This window comes from Exiguobacterium sp. HSB13 (assembly GCF_056764755.1).
The window spans coordinates 350,347-370,090 of record NZ_JBUZOM010000001.1; the positions used below are offsets into that span (position 1 = coordinate 350,347).

General features: G+C 49.0%; 18 protein-coding genes. All 18 read left to right on the forward strand.

The features are described 5' to 3' along the window. Positions 1-2: 2 nt before the first annotated feature. Complete coding sequence (gene resB / locus ACZGCQ_RS01830) at positions 3-1,550, forward strand: cytochrome c biogenesis protein ResB (protein ID WP_481265197.1); 1,548 nt, start codon at positions 3-5, stop codon at positions 1,548-1,550. After that, a complete protein-coding gene (ccsB, locus tag ACZGCQ_RS01835; protein ID WP_029341189.1) occupies positions 1,547-2,713 on the forward strand; it encodes a c-type cytochrome biogenesis protein CcsB in 1,167 nt (388 codons plus the stop codon). The genes resB and ccsB overlap by 4 nt, the downstream gene beginning before the upstream one ends. A 172-nt stretch (positions 2,714-2,885) precedes the next feature. Next, entirely contained in the window at positions 2,886-3,602 is a 717-nt protein-coding gene (locus ACZGCQ_RS01840; protein WP_023467692.1) for a response regulator transcription factor, read from the forward strand. Between the two features lie 2 nt (positions 3,603-3,604). Continuing rightward, a complete protein-coding gene (locus ACZGCQ_RS01845; protein WP_214808202.1) occupies positions 3,605-5,332 on the forward strand; it encodes an ATP-binding protein in 1,728 nt (575 codons plus the stop codon). Positions 5,333-5,365: 33 nt separating this feature from the next. After that, positions 5,366-5,917: a cob(I)yrinic acid a,c-diamide adenosyltransferase gene (locus ACZGCQ_RS01850; protein ID WP_029341191.1), complete on the forward strand. Its 552-nt coding sequence runs from the start codon at positions 5,366-5,368 to the stop codon at positions 5,915-5,917. Continuing rightward, on the forward strand, positions 5,914-7,167 hold the full coding sequence (gene yfmF / locus ACZGCQ_RS01855) for an EF-P 5-aminopentanol modification-associated protein YfmF (protein WP_029341192.1): 1,254 nt from the start codon (positions 5,914-5,916) through the stop codon (positions 7,165-7,167). The genes ACZGCQ_RS01850 and yfmF overlap by 4 nt, the downstream gene beginning before the upstream one ends. Further along, positions 7,164-8,435, forward strand: coding sequence for an EF-P 5-aminopentanol modification-associated protein YfmH (yfmH, locus tag ACZGCQ_RS01860; RefSeq protein ID WP_481265198.1), 1,272 nt, complete (start codon positions 7,164-7,166; stop codon positions 8,433-8,435). Before yfmF ends, yfmH begins: the two co-directional genes overlap by 4 nt. Beyond that, a complete protein-coding gene (gene ymfI / locus ACZGCQ_RS01865) occupies positions 8,435-9,139 on the forward strand; it encodes an elongation factor P 5-aminopentanone reductase (protein WP_029341194.1) in 705 nt (234 codons plus the stop codon). The genes yfmH and ymfI overlap by 1 nt, the downstream gene beginning before the upstream one ends. Positions 9,140-9,233: 94 nt before the next feature. Further along, entirely contained in the window at positions 9,234-10,016 is a 783-nt protein-coding gene (locus ACZGCQ_RS01870; protein ID WP_023467698.1) for a DUF3388 domain-containing protein, read from the forward strand. Positions 10,017-10,025: 9 nt separating this feature from the next. Then, positions 10,026-10,943: a helix-turn-helix domain-containing protein gene (locus ACZGCQ_RS01875; protein WP_481265199.1), complete on the forward strand. Its 918-nt coding sequence runs from the start codon at positions 10,026-10,028 to the stop codon at positions 10,941-10,943. A 63-nt stretch (positions 10,944-11,006) separates the two neighbouring features. Next, positions 11,007-11,585 carry a CDP-diacylglycerol--glycerol-3-phosphate 3-phosphatidyltransferase gene (gene pgsA, locus ACZGCQ_RS01880; protein ID WP_029341196.1) on the forward strand — a complete coding sequence of 193 codons (579 nt, stop codon included), beginning with the start codon at positions 11,007-11,009 and terminating at the stop codon, positions 11,583-11,585. Positions 11,586-11,656: 71 nt separating this feature from the next. Beyond that, a complete protein-coding gene (locus ACZGCQ_RS01885; protein WP_481265200.1) occupies positions 11,657-12,889 on the forward strand; it encodes a competence/damage-inducible protein A in 1,233 nt (410 codons plus the stop codon). Between the two features lie 111 nt (positions 12,890-13,000). Beyond that, the gene (gene recA / locus ACZGCQ_RS01890; RefSeq protein WP_023467702.1) at positions 13,001-14,044 is read left to right on the forward strand and encodes a recombinase RecA; all 1,044 of its coding nucleotides are present in this window, start codon (positions 13,001-13,003) and stop codon (positions 14,042-14,044) included. Positions 14,045-14,237: 193 nt separating this feature from the next. Beyond that, positions 14,238-15,800, forward strand: coding sequence for a ribonuclease Y (gene rny / locus ACZGCQ_RS01895; protein ID WP_023467703.1), 1,563 nt, complete (start codon positions 14,238-14,240; stop codon positions 15,798-15,800). 49 nt (positions 15,801-15,849) lie between these two features. Continuing rightward, positions 15,850-16,644, forward strand: a complete 795-nt coding sequence (locus ACZGCQ_RS01900) for a TIGR00282 family metallophosphoesterase (RefSeq protein WP_023467704.1) — start codon at positions 15,850-15,852, stop codon at positions 16,642-16,644. Positions 16,645-16,673: 29 nt separating this feature from the next. Next, on the forward strand, positions 16,674-16,934 hold the full coding sequence (locus tag ACZGCQ_RS01905) for a stage V sporulation protein S (protein WP_023467705.1): 261 nt from the start codon (positions 16,674-16,676) through the stop codon (positions 16,932-16,934). 189 nt (positions 16,935-17,123) lie between these two features. After that, positions 17,124-18,872, forward strand: a complete 1,749-nt coding sequence (locus ACZGCQ_RS01910; RefSeq protein WP_214727933.1) for a 2-oxoacid:acceptor oxidoreductase subunit alpha — start codon at positions 17,124-17,126, stop codon at positions 18,870-18,872. Further along, positions 18,859-19,725 (forward strand): 2-oxoacid:ferredoxin oxidoreductase subunit beta, encoded by an 867-nt coding sequence (locus tag ACZGCQ_RS01915; protein ID WP_481265201.1) that lies wholly within the window; start codon positions 18,859-18,861, stop codon positions 19,723-19,725. The genes ACZGCQ_RS01910 and ACZGCQ_RS01915 overlap by 14 nt, the downstream gene beginning before the upstream one ends. Positions 19,726-19,744: the final 19 nt, after the last annotated feature.

A 19,744-nucleotide genomic window follows, 5' to 3' on the forward strand; every position in this document is an offset into this window, starting at 1 on the left:
GGATGCAGGAGCAAGAAGATTTTAAACAACTGGACATGCGTTACGAGGAAGCGGAGCTTCGGTCGAAACGTAAAAATCCATCTTGGATTGACCGGGCATGGACGTTCTTTTCGTCCGTCAAGGTCGGGTTATGGTTGATTGCCTTGATCATCATCGCGAGCGGGGTCGGAACGATCTTCCCGCAGGAGATGTATATTCCACAGGCAACACCACCAGAAGAGTTTTATCAAAAGGAATACGGCACGGCAGGTGACATCTACTATACGTTAGGATTCCATAATCTGTTTGAATCATGGTGGTATATCGGATTAATCACGCTTTTATTACTCTCGATCATCATCGTGTCGATTGACCGATTCTTCCCGCTCTACCGAGCACTGAAGAAACAACCGGTCATCCAGTCGGACCGTTTCATGAACGGTCAGCGATTTGGCGCGGAAGCGACTGGCGATATCAAAAAAATCGATGCGATTGCACCGTTGCTTGAGAAAAAAGGCTATAAAGTCCGTCGTCAAGACGGAGCACTCTTAGCGGAAAAGCAACGTTTCGGACGATGGGGTCCATACATCAATCATATCGGACTCGTCTTATTCTTTGGTGGTGCGATGCTTCGAGTCGTACCAGGCATGCACGAAGATGAATTGCTTTGGCTCCGTGAAGGAGAGACGTTGCCGATCGAGGCGACGGACAACCAGTACTACTTGAAAAATGAAGCGTTCAACATCGAATTCTATGATCCTGAGAAGGTCGATGAGAAGTTCAAGAAATCACTTGAAGCAGCAGGCGGAAACGTACCGAAGAACTATGATACGAAGATGACGCTGTACAAGAAAGTCGGCGAAACGTCCGATTTCAAACCGAAGCTTGAAGAAATCAAGTCAGGTGAGACGGCAGTCAACCGTCCATTCGAATTCGATGATTATCAAGTCTTCCAGGAACAGTACGCGGCAGACCCGGAATTCAAGACGATGTCGTTTAATATCGTCAACCAGAAAACGGACAAAGTCGTCGATACGATCAAGGTCGACTTGCGTGATCCGAAAGAAACATATGCTTTAAAAGATGGATATGAAGTCGAACTGAAGGACTTCCTTCCGGACTTCGTCGTCAAAGATGGTCAGCCAACGACGAACTCGGGACGTCCAGTCAATCCTGCCTTCGTCTTCAGTATCAAGTCACCCGAACACCCGAAAGGTGAGCGGAGTTTGATTGGGATCAAACTTAACGTTGGTGGAGATGAGAACCAGTACAAAATGGCATTCGCCGGTACGGAGCTCTCAAACATCTCGGGTGTCCGGATTAAAAAAGATCTGACGCTACCGTTCCTGTTTGCAGGTGGTATCATCTTCATGGCAGGTCTATTGATCGGGATGTACTGGCCGCACCGCCGTCTCTGGCTCAAAGAGAAGAACGGTCGGATCCAGATTGCTGGATTTACGAACAAAAATGCATTGGGGCTTCAAAAAGAAGCCAATCTCGCGTTGACGGAAGTCGGTCTACCAGAACTTGAGGATCGACAAAAGTTGCGGGAAGAGGGGGAAGCTAAATGAATTTGCTTCAGTTGAGCAGTAACCTGCTCCTTACATCATTCATCGTCTACCTCGTCAGTACAGGATTCTTCGCTGTAGCGACGAGTGGTAAAAAAGGACCGACGCGTTCTGGTAAAATCGCCTTTACGCTTGCGATCATCGGTTTCCTCGCGCAGCTCGGATATTTCTTCACGCGCTGGGCTGGAGCTGGGCACGTTCCAGTTTCGAACTTATATGAATACACGACATTCTTCGGCATGATGATGGTGCTTGGTTTCTTGATCGTTTATGCCATCTACAAAAACAATGTCCTCGGTTTGGTTGCGATGCCAGTTGCGTTGCTCGTTATCGCTTATGCGTCGATGTTCCCGGATGAAGTCCAACCGTTGATCCCAGCACTACAAAGTGTTTGGCTCAAAATCCACGTCACGACGGCAGCGCTCGGCGAAGGGATTCTTGCCGTCAGCTTCGCGACCGGATTATTGTATCTGATTCACGCGACGGATTTCAGCAAGGAATCGAAAACACGGACGTGGCTCGAAGTCGTCATGTTCTCGCTCGCATGTGTCGTCGGTTACATCTTAGTTGGGCTGTTGTTCAAAGCGACAGGTTCTGCGTCGACGATCGAATACGTGGCGAAAAACGGTGCAACGATGACGCATGACTATGCGATGCCAGTCTTGACAGGTCCTGAAGGCGGGAAAGTCTTATCGGGTTCAGGTGCCGTCATTGAATTACCGAATTTCTTGAATGCGAACAAAGTCAACACGGTCTTATGGTCGATCATCGGCGGCGTCGTCTTATACGTCTTGCTTCGCTTCGTCATTCTTCGCAAGCGTCTTGCTGAGAGCTTGAAGCCGATCGCGCGTAAGATCGATCTTGAGACAGCAGATGAGATCAGCTATCGTTCTGTTGCGATTGGTCTTCCGATCTTCATCCTTGGCGGTCTGATCTTCGCGATGATCTGGGCGCAAATGGCATGGAGCCGTTACTGGGGCTGGGATCCGAAAGAGGTATGGGCACTCATTACGATGCTCTTCTACGTCTTTTATCTCCATATGCGCATCCAGCGTGGTTGGATTGGTAAAAAATCAGCTTGGTTATGTGTTGGCGGATTTGCTGTCATCATGTTCAACCTCGTCTTCGTTAACCTTGTCGTAGCAGGATTACACTCTTACGCATAAGAAAAAAAACAAGCAGCGGATCCGGAAACGGTCCGCTGCTTTTTCGTATTCGTCCGATCGAAGTGTGCCTTTTCGGAGAAATCAGCCAGAGCAAGCCATTCTTTTCGTTTCATAGTATACTAAAAGAGTAGTAGGATAGAGGAGTAGAGTTTAGTTCATAGGAGGAGACAGCATGTCAGAAGAAGCACGTATTTTAGTCGTCGACGATGAAGAACGGATTCGTCGCCTGTTGAAGATGTATCTGGAGCGGGAAAATTTCACGATCGAGGAAGCAGACAATGGAGAAACGGCGCTTGAAATGGCGCTTGAGACAGAATACGATGTCATTCTCCTCGACTTGATGATGCCAAAGATGGACGGGATGCAAGTCTGTGAAGAACTGCGGAAAACGAAAGCGACGCCAATCGTCATGTTGACGGCAAAAGGCGAAGAGACGAACCGCGTCCATGGGTTTGAGATGGGGGCAGATGATTATATCGTCAAACCATTCAGCCCACGCGAAGTCGTCTTGCGTGTCAAAGCGATCCTTCGTCGGGCAAGTGCGACGAAATTCCTCCACACGGATGCGAAAACAAAAGATGTCATCGTCTTCCCACACTTGACGATCGACAATGATGCCCACCGCGTGACGGTTGAATCACAAGAAGTCAATTTAACACCAAAAGAATACGAACTCCTGTATTTCTTAGCAAAACAAACGGATAAGGTATTCTCGCGGGAACAACTACTCAAGGAAGTCTGGAACTATGAATTCTTCGGGGATCTGCGGACGGTCGATACACACGTCAAACGTCTGCGTGAAAAGCTGAATCGTTTGTCTCCGAACGCCGCTCAAATGATCACGACGGTCTGGGGTGTCGGATACAAGTTCGAGAATAGTCCGACCTGACGATGAAATGGTTGCAAAGCGTTGTCATCAAACTATGGGGAACGATTCTATTACTCGTTTCGGTCGTCTTGATCGCCTTGACGATCTTGTTACTTGAATTTTTCAACTCGTTCCATATCGAACAGGAGCGGGGACACCTCGCGAAACTCGGTCAACAAGTCGAGACCGTCTTTCAGGCGCATTCCGGCATCGAGGAAGGATCGAGTACTGCTGTTGAAATCACGGATATTTACGGCGCGACACTGATCGCAAAGACGCAGGACGATTCCGTCGAAGCGAACATCTCACAAGCGAAGGCGAACCGGATCATCAAGGAACTCGAACGTCAGAACTGGAAAGCAATTGACGGTGAAGAAGGCGAGACGGCGATCGGCAACTATGAGACCTTCGATGGAAAGGCGGCACTCGCGTATCGGGCACCGCTCATTACGGACAGTGGCAACGGAACAATCTACTTGATCGAGCAGTTGACGAACATCGAACAGGCGAATGAGGGAGCACGTCAGATCATCCAACTCTGTGTCCTGTTAGCGATCATTGGAACGACCGTCTTTGCTTTCTTCCTCTCGACACGAATCACAGCACCACTGCGGACAATTCGTCAAGCTGTCGTTGAGGCCGGTGAAGGAAAGTTTGATCAGAGCCTGACGCAACGTTCGCGTGATGAGATCGGTGACTTAGCGCTTGCGTTCAATGAAATGAGTAGTCAACTCAATCAATATGTCACGGATCTCGATAAGGAACGGCACTTGCTTTCCTCGATTCTGCGCTGTATGGCAGATGGCGTGCTGACGTTCTCGAAATCAGGCGAACTCCTCGCGACGAATCCACCGGCAGAGGCATTCCTCGCAGGTTCTCCGGTACCAGACGAACTGATCGAACTGTTCCAGACGGTCATGCAGGAAGAGACGGAGATGACCGTGTCCTTCGAACGAGAGGGGCGTTTCTACATCATCATCGTCAGTCCGTTACTCGAACAAGAAGAACAGATTGGAGCGGTCGCCGTCCTGCGTGATATGACGGAAGCGCAACAACTCGAAAAGATGCGCGCCGACTTCGTCGCGAACGTCAGTCATGAACTGCGGACGCCACTCGTCATGCTACAAGGATATTCGGAAGCAATCGTCGACGGGATGACCGAAAGTGATGAGGCGACGAAAGAATTCGCCTCAATCATTTATGATGAATCACAACGTCTGTCACGTCTTGTCAATGATCTACTCGATCTCGCACGGATGGAAGCGGGGTATCAGGAATTACGGATCGAAGCCGTCGAAGCCGTTTCCTTCGCACAACGAGTTATCAAGAAGTTCAAACAGATGGGACGCGATAAGCAGGTCACGTTCTCAGTTTCCGGTCCGAACATCATATTTGATGCCGATCCGGATCAGATGGAACAAGTGTTGACGAATCTCCTCGGTAACGCCTTGCGCTACACGGAGAACGGCGAAATCAAGATTAAGATTGATGAAGATAGGGAAAACATTACATTATCCGTCATTGATTCGGGTGACGGAATCCCAGAAGAAGATCTACCGTTCGTCTTTGACCGCTTTTATAAAGCCGATAAAGCGCGGACACGTGGCAAGACAGGTACAGGAATCGGTCTTGCAATCGTGGCGAATGTCGTCCGAGCTCATGGTGGTGAAGTCGAAGTCGACAGCCGCTTGGGTGAGGGAGCGACCTTCCGGATCCGATTACCGAAAAAACAAGGGAAGCGAACATTATGAGTCGCTTCCTTTCGCTATAGGAGTGAATGAAAAATGAAAATTTACACGAAGTCTGGTGACGAAGGAGAAACATCCCTCGTTGGTGGGAGAGTCAAAAAAAATGATCGTTTGATTAGCTTGATGGGAGAACTCGACGAATTGAACAGTTTCGTTGGACTTGCGCGGACGAAAGCATCATCAATCGAGGTGCGGGAACAACTGACAGTGATTCAGCACGCCTTATTCGATTGTGGTAGTGACTTGATGTATGTCGAACCACGCCCGTCACGCTTGAGTCAAGAAGCGACGGTTGATTTAGAAAGTTGGATTGACACGTTAACGGAGTTATCACCGCCACTCGATAAGTTCATCTTGCCTGGCGGAACGGAAGCAGCTGCAACATTACATGTGGCACGGACGGTCTGTCGTCGTGTGGAACGTTCGATGATCGATGTTCCTCAAGCGGCTCATTTGTTACCATTCATCAACCGACTCAGTGACTTCTTCTTTACAGCAGCCCGTTACGAGAATGCCGTCAAACAAAAAGCAGATATTGAATATGTTCGCAGTGCGCACGTGTTCAAACGAAAGGATGGAGAGCAATGAGTCAGTCATTTAGCACATGGAAAAAGGAAGGAACGAGCTTTCATCTCGTTCCGACTGATAAATTCAAGACGACGACGATTCTCGTCACATTTTCAGCACCGTTAGAAGCGAAGACGCTGACAAGCCGTGCAATCTTACCGTATATCATGGAAAAATCGACAGCCGCTTATCCGTCGATGAAAGCATTACGTGAACCACTTGAAACATTATATGATGCGGGACTTTATGCGGACGCGTCGAAGTTCGGAGAAGAGCACGTCATCTCATTCCAACTCGATGTTGTCCGGGGAGAACTCGTTCATCATCCGTCATTGTTAAAAGAAGCACTCGAATTGCTCGAACAAATGGTGCTGTATCCAGATTTGACGGAAGGTGGTTTCCGTGAACAGTTCGTCAAACAAGAAAAACGACTGCATGCCTTACGGATCAGTTCACTATATGATGATAAAATGCGCTACGCCCAGCAACGTCTCCTTGAACTAATGGCACCAGGTGAAGCCGTCGCGTTGCCATCGCTTGGAACACTCGAAGAACTCGAACAGATCACCCCGTCATCCTTGCGTGATACATACCGTTCGATGATCGAAGACGATCGGATTGATGTCTTCGTCGTCGGACATGTGACGAAGGAGGAGATGGAAGATGCGTTGTCCTTCTTGCCATCGCATTCTGAAAAGATCAGCCATTACATTCCGGCCCAAAAACCAGTCAATGGTGTGAAACGGTCGAGCGAAACGCAACCAATCAAACAAGGCAAATTGCATCTCGGTTACCGGGTAGCGGTCGATCCGACATCTGCTGATTCGATCCGTATGCAAATTGTCAACGGTCTGTTTGGTGGCTTCCCGCACTCGAAGCTGTTCATGAATGTGCGTGAAAAAGAGAGTCTCGCCTATTACGCCGCTTCACGTTATGCGGCATTGAACAGTGCACTTTATGTCTATGCCGGAGTCGACACGAAAGAAGCGGAACGTGCTGAGAAAATTATCTTAGAACAACTCGTTGATTTAAAGGCAGGACAGTTCACGGATGAAGAATTGACACAGACGAAGGCGATGTTAATTAATGCGCGTCGTCAAATCCTTGATCAGCCGGGTCAATTGATTGGCTGGTTGAATGGTTCGAAGATGCGTGGACTAACACTTGAAGATGAAATTCATATCATTGAGACGGCGACACGTGAAGACGTCGTTCGATTAGCAGCGGCAATCGATCTTGATGCCGTATATCTATTGCGAGGTGAAGCATGATGGAACAACTGACCTATCACGATACAGACGAAACGGTATACCACGAGCAGCTTGATAACGGGCTCTCCGTCTACCTATTGCAAAAAAAAGGATACGAAAAGACGTATGCGACGTTTACGACACGTTATGGTTCGATTGATCAACGATTCAAAAAAGGAGAGGAATGGATCACGGTACCGGACGGCATCGCCCATTTCCTTGAGCATAAGATGTTCGAATCCGAAAAAGGTGATGTCTTCCAAGAGTTTGGTCGTCTTGGTGCCTCAGCGAACGCCTTTACCTCGTTCTCGCGGACGGCGTATTTGTTCTCAGCGACGTCATTAATCGAACAAAATCTCGAGACGTTGATTGATTTCGTACAAGATCCTTACTTCACGCCGGAAAGCGTTGAAAAAGAGAAGGGGATCATCACGCAGGAAATCCAGATGTATCAAGATAATCCGGGATGGCGCTTGTTCTTCGGTCTGATTGAATCGATGTATGCGACGCATCCAGTCCGGATCGATATCGCGGGAACTCCGGAATCGATCAATCAAATCACAGCCGATGACCTGTACACGTGCTACCGTACGTTCTATCATCCATCGAACATGGTGTTGTTCGTCGTCGGAAACATCGACCCGGAAGAGACACTGGCATTGATCAAGGCGAACCAGGCGAAGAAGGACTATACGGATCGCCCGGCAATCGAACGAGATTACGGTCAAGAGCCGCACGGCGTACATCGTCCACGCTTTGAACTCGAGCTCGACGTTAAGACACCTAAGGTATTGATCGGTTACAAGGACGAATCGCTTCGCGGTGAGGCACAAGTCCGCCGTGAGTTAACGAGTGAACTGCTGTTACATCTCTTGTTCGATCAGACATCATCGACGTATTTGGAACTGTATGAAGACGGTCTGATTGACGATACGTTCAGCTTTGATTACTCGAGTGAGGAAGAGTTCGCCTTTGCGACGTTTGGAATGGAGACAGAAGATCCAGATAAGTTCATCCAAGCGTATGAGACACTCCTGCAAACACGTCCTGACTTTACGGAAGATGAAGTCACGCGCAAGCGGAATATGATGCAAGGGAAGTTCCTCCGTGCCTTGAATTCACCAGAATTCATCGCGAACCAGTTCTCGCGTCACGCACTTGCCGGTACGAATTTATTCACGCTCCCGACGATGATTGCTTCGATTACGAAAGAAGAGATTGAAGCCCGTTTCGACGAGTTGTTCGCCATTGAAAACCGGGCGATCTCAATCGTCAAACCGTACGCGTGATGCGAATTCTCATTACCGGTGCGAGTGGCGCCATTGGTCTTGCGGCAGCAAAACAACTCGCTGCCGCCGGACATGAATTGGTGCTTCAGACGTATCGACAGCACGCTGTTTTGGAACGGATGATAGAGGAGTGGCAAGGAGAGCACCACATCCTGACTGCGAATTTAGCGGATGAGGAGGACTTGCAGGCATTTTGTGCGGCATTACCTGTCGTTGATGCCTTCGTCCATTGTGCTGGAACGAGTTATAGCGGTTTGTTGCTAGATCAATCGGCAACATCAATGCACGAACTTTGGAAAATCCACGTCGAGGCCTTGATGCGCATCAGCCAAACCGTGACACGGACGAAACCGTTTACGTCGAAGCTTGCGATCGTCGTCATCAGTAGTGTATTAGGGGAACAAGGTGTCGCGGGTGAGGTTGTCTATTCGACGTGCAAGGCGGCACAGCTCGGATTCGTCAAAGCATACAGCAAGGAACTTGGACCGATGTACGGACGTATCAATGCGATCACACCGGGATGGATCGACACACCGATGAACGCGATTTTCTCGGAAGATGAAAAGGAACAAGCAATCGCTGAAATTCCTGCTGGTCGATTCGGGAAAGTAGAAGAAGTGGCTTCTGCCATCTGTTACTTAGTGCAACCCGAGTCAAGTTATGTGTCGGGAGCCATCCTGAAAATAGATGGTGCGTGGATGTAAGCATTGGAATTTCAGTTCAGGAATGCTTTTCATTTTTCAAAAAATCATTTAACATGAGGAATGGATAATCGTATTGATAGAGGAGGATGGGCGCGTGAGTGAGTTCGAGCAATGGTATCTCGAATATGAATTAAAGGTCAACCGTCCCGGTATACTCGGGGACATTGCTTCGTTGATGGGAATGTTACATATTTCGATCGTGACGATCAATGGTGTTGATCATCAACGACGTGGTATGTTACTGCAAACGAAACAACCGGATCAAATTCCACGACTCGCCGCTATTCTCAAGACGATGTCAACCATTGAGGTCATCAAACTACGAAAACCAAAGCTCCGTGACCGAATTGCGATTCGACACGGTCGTTATATCGATCAAAGTAGTGATGAGCGAAAGACGTTCCGCTTCGTTCGAGAAGACTTAGGGATTCTCGTCGATTTCATGGCAGAACTGTGTAAACAGGATGGTCACTTGTTGATTGGTGTCCGTGGCATGCCACGCGTCGGCAAGACGGAGTCGATCGTCGCAGCGAGCGTCAGTGCGAATAAGAAATGGCTGTTCCTATCGTCGACGTTGATTAAACAGACGGTTCGAACATCGTTGTTCGACGACGAGCGGACGGGTGATTATGTCTACATCATCGATGCGTTAGTGTCACAACGAAATTTCGATGAACGACACTGGCAAATCCTGCGTGAAGTCATGCGACTACCAGCGACGAAGATCGTCGAACATCCAGATGCTTTCGTTAAATCAAGTGAGTATACGTGGGATGATTTTGATTACATCATTGAATTACGCAACACGACTGAAGAAATCATTGTGACTGAACTGCCTCGTTCCCATGGTGGAAATGATTGGTTCAACTTTGAATAAGTATGAAAAATGGAAGGTGTGTTACCGATGACCGAGCTCGGAACCTACTTAAAGGAACAACGGGAGGCACTTGGTGTCTCTCTCGAACAAATTCAAACGACGACGAAGATTCAAAAGCGTTATATCGTCGCGATTGAAGAAGGCAATTACGATCAATTACCGGGTGCATTCTATGCCCGTGCCTTCATCAAGACATATGCTGAAGCACTCGGTCTTGACGTTGATGAAGTCTTTACGACCTACAAGCGTGATCTTCCAGAACCGGAAGCACAGCCGGTCGTCGAACTGTCACGGCGCGCGACGTATTCGAAATCCAGTGCTCCGAAGAAGAGCGTTGCGAAACGTTGGATTCCGAACATCATCATCATCGTATTGATCTTTGCAATCGGTGCTGCCTTGTATTATGGTCTGCAGACGTTCCTCGACGGTAACGAAGAGGCGAAGACGTCCGCGCCGAAACAAAATGATGTGACGATCGATCAAGGAGACGCACCGAGCAAGGAAACGGATGCGCCTGCGAAGACCGAAGAAGAGCCGAAGGAAGAACCGGCGAAACAAGAAGAAACAAAAGAAGAACCTAAAAAAGAGGCACTTGCTGCGAAGTCGACATCTGGTCAAGATGTCACATATGAAGTCGCAACGAAAGATACGATGAGTGTCTCGATTCAAATCAAGAAAGATGCCTCTCCGTCGCCATTCGTTGGTGTACGTGATACATCACTTGAAGGAGAAGCACTCGCGCCAGACCACATCAACGCATCGGATCCAAATCCGATCGTCGTGAAGGACACGAAGACGGACTTGATCCGCATCCGGATCGGTTCGATTAAAGGGATTGATAAAATCGTCGTCAATGACCAAGAACTGAAACTGAACCGTTCGCTTCTCGTCCAAAACATCTATCTAAAGAAAGTAGCCACGCCGTAATTCGGCGTGCCTTCTTTTAGATGGCATGTCATTTACATACGAAATGAAGGAGGAGGGCGTTACATGAACTTACCGAATCAATTGACAGTATTACGCGTTTTATTAATTCCCGTGTTCGTCATCGTACTTGCGATTGATCCGAACTGGGGACAGTGGGATGTGCTGGGAGCTGAACTTCCCGTCTCACACTTCGTTGCAGCTATCATCTTCCTTGTTGCTTCACTGACGGACTGGCTCGATGGGTATATCGCCCGCAAACAAAAACTAGTGACGAACTTTGGAAAATTCATGGATCCACTTGCCGATAAGATGTTAGTTGCAGCTGCTCTTGTCTACTTGGTGGAACTTGGGTTCGTCGCAGCATGGATCGTCGTCATCATTCTCTGTCGAGAGTTCGCAGTCACAGGTCTTCGTCTCGTCGCATCTGACGAAGGGATCGTCCTTGCTGCTGGAAACTCTGGCAAAGCCAAAACATGGGTTCAGCTGACATCAATTACGGCATACTTGCTGCACGATATCATCTTTGCGATGTGGAATATTCCGTTCGCAGATATTACGATGTGGCTTGCTTTGATTTTGACGATCTACTCAGGTGTCGAATATTTCGCTAAAAACATTAAGTTAATTACGAAATCCATGTAAGATGGATCAATTTAGACTGTTCGTCATACCGAACAGTCTTTTCTTATACTTCAAGAAGGTGAGGAATCAACATGAAAGCAGAAATCATCGCAGTCGGAAGCGAACTCCTCCTTGGGGAAATCGCGAACACGAATGCACAGTACCTTTCCGAATGGTTAGCGAGTGCCGGAATTGACGTTCATTATCATACAGTCGTCGGTGACAATCATGAGCGGATGCAAGAGACATTCCGTCAGGCACAACAGCGGGCAGAACTCCTTGTCATCACAGGAGGTCTTGGACCGACGGAAGACGATTTGACGAAAGAAGTGCTCGCTAATCTCCTCGGACGTGATCTCGTTCTCGATCAAGCGGCGTACGAGCGAATCGAAGGGTTCTTAAAGACACGTCAACGGGAAATGACGATCAATGAACGAAAACAAGCTCTCGTCATCGAAGGAGCGACGGTTTTACGTAATGATGCAGGACTTGCTCCCGGTATGTCGGTTCAGACGGAACACCACCAATATATCGTCTTACCTGGTGTGCCACGCGAGATGAAGCAAATCCTCAAAGATCACTTCAGTCATCTGTTCGGTCAAGAAACGATCCGCTCTCGGACGTTACGATTCTTCGGAATCGGGGAATCAGCTTTAAATGACCGTCTGGAAACGTTGATCAAGGAGGCGAAGAATCCATCGGTCGCACCGTATGCGGAGCTCGCTGAAGTCCGGTTACGCCTGACGGCTAAAGCACTCGATCAACAGGAAGCCGATCGTATGCTCGATGAACTCGAACAACACGTCCTTGCTGAAGTCGGCATGTACTTTTATGGATATGGGGAGACGAGTCTGCCGGAAGTCGTCCTAAAACGGTATCAAGAAGCAGGATTGACACTTTCGCTCGCCGAATCACTGACGGGAGGGGCCGTCGCAAGTGGTCTCGTTGATGTCAGCGGTGCGAGTCAAGTATTGCGTGGGAGCGCCGTCGTCTATGATGACGCAGCGAAGCAAGCCGTACTGTCGGTACCAGAAGAGCTTCTAAAAGAACATACGGCAGTCAGTAAAGAGGTGGCGATCGCGATGGCAGAAGGAGCACGAAGCCTTTATCAATCGGACATCGCTGTTGCCTTGACGGGGGAAGCGGGTCCGACGAGCAACAGCGGAAAAGCGGTCGGAACGGTCTATTGTGCTATTGCGGACGCACATGGAACACGGATTGTCGAATGGCAATATCCATCGTTCGATCGAGGCATGATTCGCCTGCGCGCCGTCAAGGATACCTATTTCCTTCTACTGAAACATCTCGAAAAAGCACCAGAGTGAGAAAAATGGTCAAAGTGCAAGTATGCGAATAAATGTTCGTAAAATGCTTGTCATTCGGTCTCAAAAGAAGTACAATAATCTCAGTAAGATAATTAAAAGGAGGCCTGCTACGTGAGTGATCGTAAAGCAGCACTTGAGATGGCGTTACGCCAGATAGAGAAACAGTTCGGTAAAGGTTCTATCATGAAACTCGGAGAAAATGCGGATCAGAAGGTATCAGTAATCTCTTCTGGATCGATTACATTAGATATTGCCCTAGGTGCAGGTGGATACCCACGTGGACGGGTCATCGAAGTATACGGACCTGAATCGTCAGGTAAAACGACGGTTGCGCTTCATGCAATCGCAGAAGTTCAAAAACAAGGTGGACAAGCCGCATTCATCGATGCGGAGCATGCGCTTGATCCAGCATATGCAAATAAACTCGGTGTCAACATCGATGAGCTCCTCTTGTCACAACCGGACACTGGGGAACAAGCACTTGAAATCGCGGAAGCACTCGTTCGTTCTGGTGCGGTCGATATTCTTGTCGTCGACTCTGTTGCGGCACTCGTACCAAAAGCAGAGATCGAAGGCGAGATGGGTGACTCACACGTTGGTCTTCAAGCACGTTTGATGAGCCAAGCGCTTCGTAAATTGTCTGGTGCAACGAATAAATCGAAGACGATCGTCATCTTCATCAACCAAATCCGTGAAAAAATCGGTGTCATGTTCGGTAACCCGGAAACGACTCCAGGTGGTCGTGCACTTAAATTCTACTCGTCTGTTCGTTTAGAAGTACGTCGTGCGGAAGCGTTGAAAAACGGTACGGACGTCGTCGGTAACAAGACAAAGATTAAGGTCGTCAAAAACAAGATCGCACCTCCGTTCAAACAAGCGGAAGTCGACATCATGTATGGTCTCGGGATTTCGAAAGTCGGCGAGTTGATCGATATCGGAACGGATCTTGATATCGTTCAAAAGAGTGGTGCATGGTACTCGTACAACTCTGAACGTCTCGGTCAAGGGCGTGAGAACGCGAAACAATATATGGTCGAGCATCCGGAAGTCGCAGCAGAGGTCGAACGTTTGATTCGTGAACACCACGGTCTCGTCGATCGCGAAGAGCCGGTTGATTTCGAAGCAGAACAACCAGAAGATCTATTTGCTGAATAAACCGTTTCAGAGAGGATTCGCATGCGAATCCTCTCTTTTTTAGTGTAAAAGAGGAAAACAGTGGAATTCTTTCCCGTCCGTTCGTTGACAATGAACGAGTGCTATCCTTACAATATAGATGTACGTTTTTTAGACAGCTTCGATGAAATACCGAAATGAACTAAGAAACACCTTGCAAAGGGGAGGTGAACCCATGAGTACACTGACTTGGATTGTCATACTTCTCCTCACTTTGCTGATCGCATTCATCGTAGGCTACTTCTTGCGGAAATCGATTGCAGAAGCGAAGATTCAAGGCGCAGAAACGGAAGCGAATAAAATCGTCGAACGTGCGCGCGAATCGGCTGAGGCAACGAAAAAAGAAGCAGTACTCGAAGCGAAAGATGAAGCATTCAAACTTCGTAACGAAGTGGAAAAAGAATTGCGTGAACGTCGCCAAGAGCTAGCGAAACAAGAAGCCCGGTTGCTCCAGAAAGAAGAGACACTCGATCGCCGTGTTGATGCCATCGACCGTAAGGAAGATCAAATCAATACACGTGATGCAGAGATCGCGAAACGGAAGCATCAAGCTGAAGAACTAGAGCGCAAAGTAGAGGACCTGTATGAACAGGGACGTCAAGAGCTTGTCCGCGTCGCGAATTTATCGCAAGACGAGGCAAGAACGATCATCATGGATGAGACGAAACAGGCTGCTTTACATGACGCAGCCATTCTTCAAAAAGAAATCGAACAAAAAGCAAAAGAAGAAGCCGACAAGAAAGCACGTAACATCTTGTCACTTGCGATTCAACGGTTCGCCGCTGAACATATCGCAGAGACGACTGTATCGGTCGTCAACTTACCGAACGATGAGATGAAAGGTCGGATCATCGGACGGGAAGGCCGCAACATCCGTACGCTCGAGACCTTGACTGGGATCGACTTGATCATCGATGATACGCCGGAAGCCGTCATTTTGTCTGGTTTTGACCCAATTCGTCGCGAAGTCGCTAAAATGGCGCTCGAGAAATTGGTTCAGGATGGTCGGATTCACCCGGCCCGTATTGAAGAGATGGTCGACAAATCGCGTCGTGAAGTCGACGAGCGGATTCGAGAAATCGGGGAAGAAGCGACGTATGATGTCGGAATCCACGGCATTCATCCGGACCTTGTCAAAATTCTCGGTCGCTTGAAGTACCGTACGAGTTACGGACAAAACGTCCTGTATCACTCACTTGAGGTTGCCCACCTTGCGGGTATGATGGCAGCTGAACTTGGAGAAGATGTCACGCTTGCGAAGCGTGCGGGTCTTCTGCATGATATCGGGAAAGCGATCGACCACGAAGTCGAAGGCAGTCACGTTGAAATCGGTGTCGAGCTCGGTACGAAGTACAAAGAGCATCCAACCGTCATCAACGCGATCGCATCCCACCACGGGGATACGGAAGCGACATCTGTCATTTCCGTCTTGGTCGCAGCCGCAGATGCATTATCTGCTGCTCGTCCGGGTGCACGTCAAGAGACACTCGAAAGTTATATTCGCCGTCTCGAACGCCTCGAGGAAATCTCGGAATCGTTCGACGGTGTCGAAAAATCATTTGCGATCCAAGCGGGTCGTGAAGTTCGTATCATCGTTCGACCTGACGTCGTCGATGATGTACTGGCTCACAAGATGGCAAGTGACATCCGGAAAAAAATCGAAGAAGAACTCGATTATCCGGGACACATCAAAGTCACGGTCATTCGGGAAACACGAGCAGTCGAATACGCGAAATAAGTGGAGTGGCGGGCGACCGCCACTTTTTTTAATGAACGGAGGAACAGCAATGAAGATTTTATTCATCGGAGATGTCGTCGGTGCACCTGGTCGACATATCCTACAACAATTCACAGCACGCTTGAAAGCGAAGTACAACCCGAACGTCATGCTCGTCAACGGCGAAAACGCAGCACACGGACGCGGCATCACGAAGTCAATCTATCATCAATTCCTAGAACTCGGATTCCACGGAATCACGATGGGGAATCACACGTTTGATAACCGAGATATCTTTGACTGGATCGACGACGCGGATCGAATCGTCCGTCCGGCGAACTATCCGGAAGGCACACCAGGTCGTGGGATGATGATCGTCAAGGCAGGTAATAAAAAGATTGCCGTCATCAACGTCCAAGGAACGGTCTTCTTACCACCACTCGGTGACCCGTTCCGTACCGTCGATGCACTGATTGCGGAAGTCGAGGGAAAAGTCGATGCCATCTTCGTTGATGTCCACGCGGAAGCAACAAGTGAGAAAATCGCGATGGGCTATCACCTTGACGGTCGAGTTCAAGCTGTCGTCGGCACACATACGCACGTCCAGACAGCAGATGAGCGTGTCCTTGACGGAGGAACGGCTTACATCACGGATGTCGGGATGACAGGTCCACTAAACGGTGTGCTTGGGATGCGTCAGGAAGATGTCCTACGAAAATTCAAGACACAGCTCCCAACACGGTTTGAAGTTGCCGAAGGACGGGAACAACTTAATGGAGTCTTGATTCATATCGATGACACAACAAAAAAAGCAACGAAGATTGAACGGATTCATCTGACGGATCAGTCAGTATTCTTCGACTGATTGCCATTTCTGGATGGGGAGGTACACGCATGGACGTCCTGAAAGTATCAGCTAAGTCGAATCCAAACGCGGTAGCAGGTGCACTCGCGGGTGTCATTCGAGAGAGAGGTTCCGTCGAGATTCAGGCCATTGGTGCGGGAGCGCTCAATCAGTCTGTCAAAGCCGTCGCCATCGCACGTGGATTCGTGGCTCCTTCTGGCATCGACTTGATTTGTATCCCAGCCTTCACAGACATTTTGATTGATGGAGAAGAGAGAACCGCCATCAAACTCATCATTGAACCACGATGACGAATTGGACATAGGTCCTATTTGCAAGTAGACCATTTACTCGACTGGAGTAGATGGTCTTTTTGCTGCGCCTGCGAAATTTTCTCACCTTTCCACCGAGGGAGCATTGTACTACTTCCGGTAAATCGGTATCATGAGGGAGGATAGAGAGAACTATCATTTCAGGGGACAGAGAAGGAGCGAACGTCGATGTATAATCAGTTATCATGGAAAGTTGGCGGTCAGCAGGGAGAAGGGATCGAATCAACAGGCGAAATCTTTGCAATTGCCTTGAATCGACTCGGCTATTACCTGTACGGCTACCGTCACTTTTCGTCACGTATCAAGGGAGGGCACACGAACAATAAGATTCGTGTCGCGACACAGGAAGTCCGGACGATTTCCGATGATCTCGATATTTTGGTCGCGTTCGATCAAGAGACGATCGATGTTAACTTCCATGAATTGCGTCAAGGTGCCATCATCATCGCGGATGCGAAATTCAATCCGACGAATCCAGACGAAGCACGAGCTTCCTTGTATGCGATTCCATTTACGGAGATTGCAGCAGATCTCGGTACGGCCTTGATGAAGAACATGGTCGCGATCGGTGCATCGAGTGCGATTCTCGGGATTGCACCGGAGCGTTTCCAAGCCGTCGTCGAGCAGATCTTCGGACGAAAAGGACCAGACATGGTCGAGAAAAACTTAGCAGCGATCCGTGAAGGTGCAGCAGCATTTGAAGCACTCGCAGGAGATGGTGAGCGATTCGTCTTGGAACCGGCAGACGGAAAACAACGGATGTTCATGATCGGAAACGATGCGATTGCCCTTGGTGCGATTGCTGGTGGAGCACGTCTGATGGCAGCTTACCCGATCACACCATCATCTGAAATCATGGAATACTTAATCAAGAAATTGCCGCAGTTCGGCGGAACGGTCGTCCAGACGGAAGACGAATTGGCGGCAGTCACGATGGCGATCGGGGCGAACTACGCAGGTGTCCGTGCTTTGACGGCATCAGCTGGTCCAGGATTGTCATTAATGGCGGAAGCGATCGGGTTATCCGGGATGACGGAAACACCGCTCGTGATCGTTGATACACAACGGGGTGGTCCGTCAACAGGTCTACCGACGAAACAGGAACAGTCGGACTTGATGGCGATGATCTACAGTACGCATGGTGAGATTCCAAAGGTCGTTTTGGCACCGTCAACGGTTGAGGAAGCGTTCTACGATGCAGCAGAGGCATTCAATATTGCAGAGGAGTATCAGTGTCCGGTCATTCTATTGACGGATTTGATGCTGTCGCTCGGAAAACAATCGGTCGAGCCACCAGATATGTCACGCGTTGAGATCCGTCGCGGAAAGTTGATTCAAGAAGATTTACCAGAACTTGAAGGAAAAGCGTACTTCAAACGCTACGAAGTGACGGAAGATGGGATCAGCCCACGCGTCATTCCAGGCGTCAAGCACGGGATTCATCACGTAACGGGTGTTGAGCACAATGAGGAAGGGCGTCCGTCGGAAGCGACGAAGAACCGGGTCGATCAGATGACGAAGCGACTCCGTAAGTTGAACACATTCCGCTTACAGGATGCCGTTCTCGTAACAGAGCATCATGCAGAACCGGATATCTTATTCGTCGGTTTCAACTCGACGCGTGGAACGATCGAAGAGATCATGCCACGACTCGAAGCACAAGGAATCAAGGTCGATCACTTGCATATTCGTCAAGTCCATCCGTTCCCAAGTGAACTCGTCACGCCGCACTTAGAGCGGGCAAAACGAGTCATCGTCGTCGAGTACAACGCAACGGGACAACTGGCGAAACTGATCCAGATGAACTGTGGACATGCATCGAAGATCGAGCATATCTTGAAATTCAATGGCGATCCGTTCTACCCGGCAGAGGTCGTCGAGCAGGTCGTAGGAGGGGTATATCATGGCAACCTTTAAAGATTTTAGAAATGATGTCAAACCAAACTGGTGTCCAGGGTGCGGAGACTTCTCGATTCAAGCAGCGATTCAGCGTGCTGTCGCGAACGTCGGTCTCGAACCAGAAGAGTTGGCATTGATTTCCGGGATTGGCTGTTCTGGTCGAATTTCTGGTTATATCAATACGTATGGTTTCCACGGCGTTCATGGACGTTCCTTGCCGATCGCCCAAGGTGTGAAGATGGCGAACCGCGAATTGACGGTCATCGCATCTGGTGGCGACGGTGATGGATTTGCAATCGGCATGGGACATACGATTCATGCATTCAAGCGCAATGTCGACATGACGTATATCGTCATGGACAATCAGATTTACGGCTTGACGAAAGGGCAGACGTCACCCACTTCTGCACCTGGATTCAAGACGAAATCGACTCCAAAAGGGTCGATCGAAAAGAGTGTTTCACCCGTTGAACTCGCCTTGACGGCTGGCGCGACGTTTGTTGCCCAAAGCTTCTCGAATGATTTGAAGGGCTTGACGCAATTGATTGAGCAAGCGACGGCACATAGAGGGTTTGCCTTCATCAACGTCTTCAGTCCGTGCGTCACGTTCAACAAGGTCAATACGTATGATTGGTTCAAACAGAACTTGACGAAGCTGTCCGACATCGAAGGATACGACCCGTCGAACTTGGATCTTGCGAAACAGACCGTTCATGCTCACGACGGACTCGTCATGGGGTTGATCTATCAGGATGAAACACGTCCTGATTACCAGTCGCAAATCGATGGCTATCAAGAGTCGGGTCTTGCGTATGCGGATCTTGAGCTGAACGAAGAAACATTCGGTAAACTAGCGGCAGAATTCATGTAAGATAGAGGAAAGATGTGTT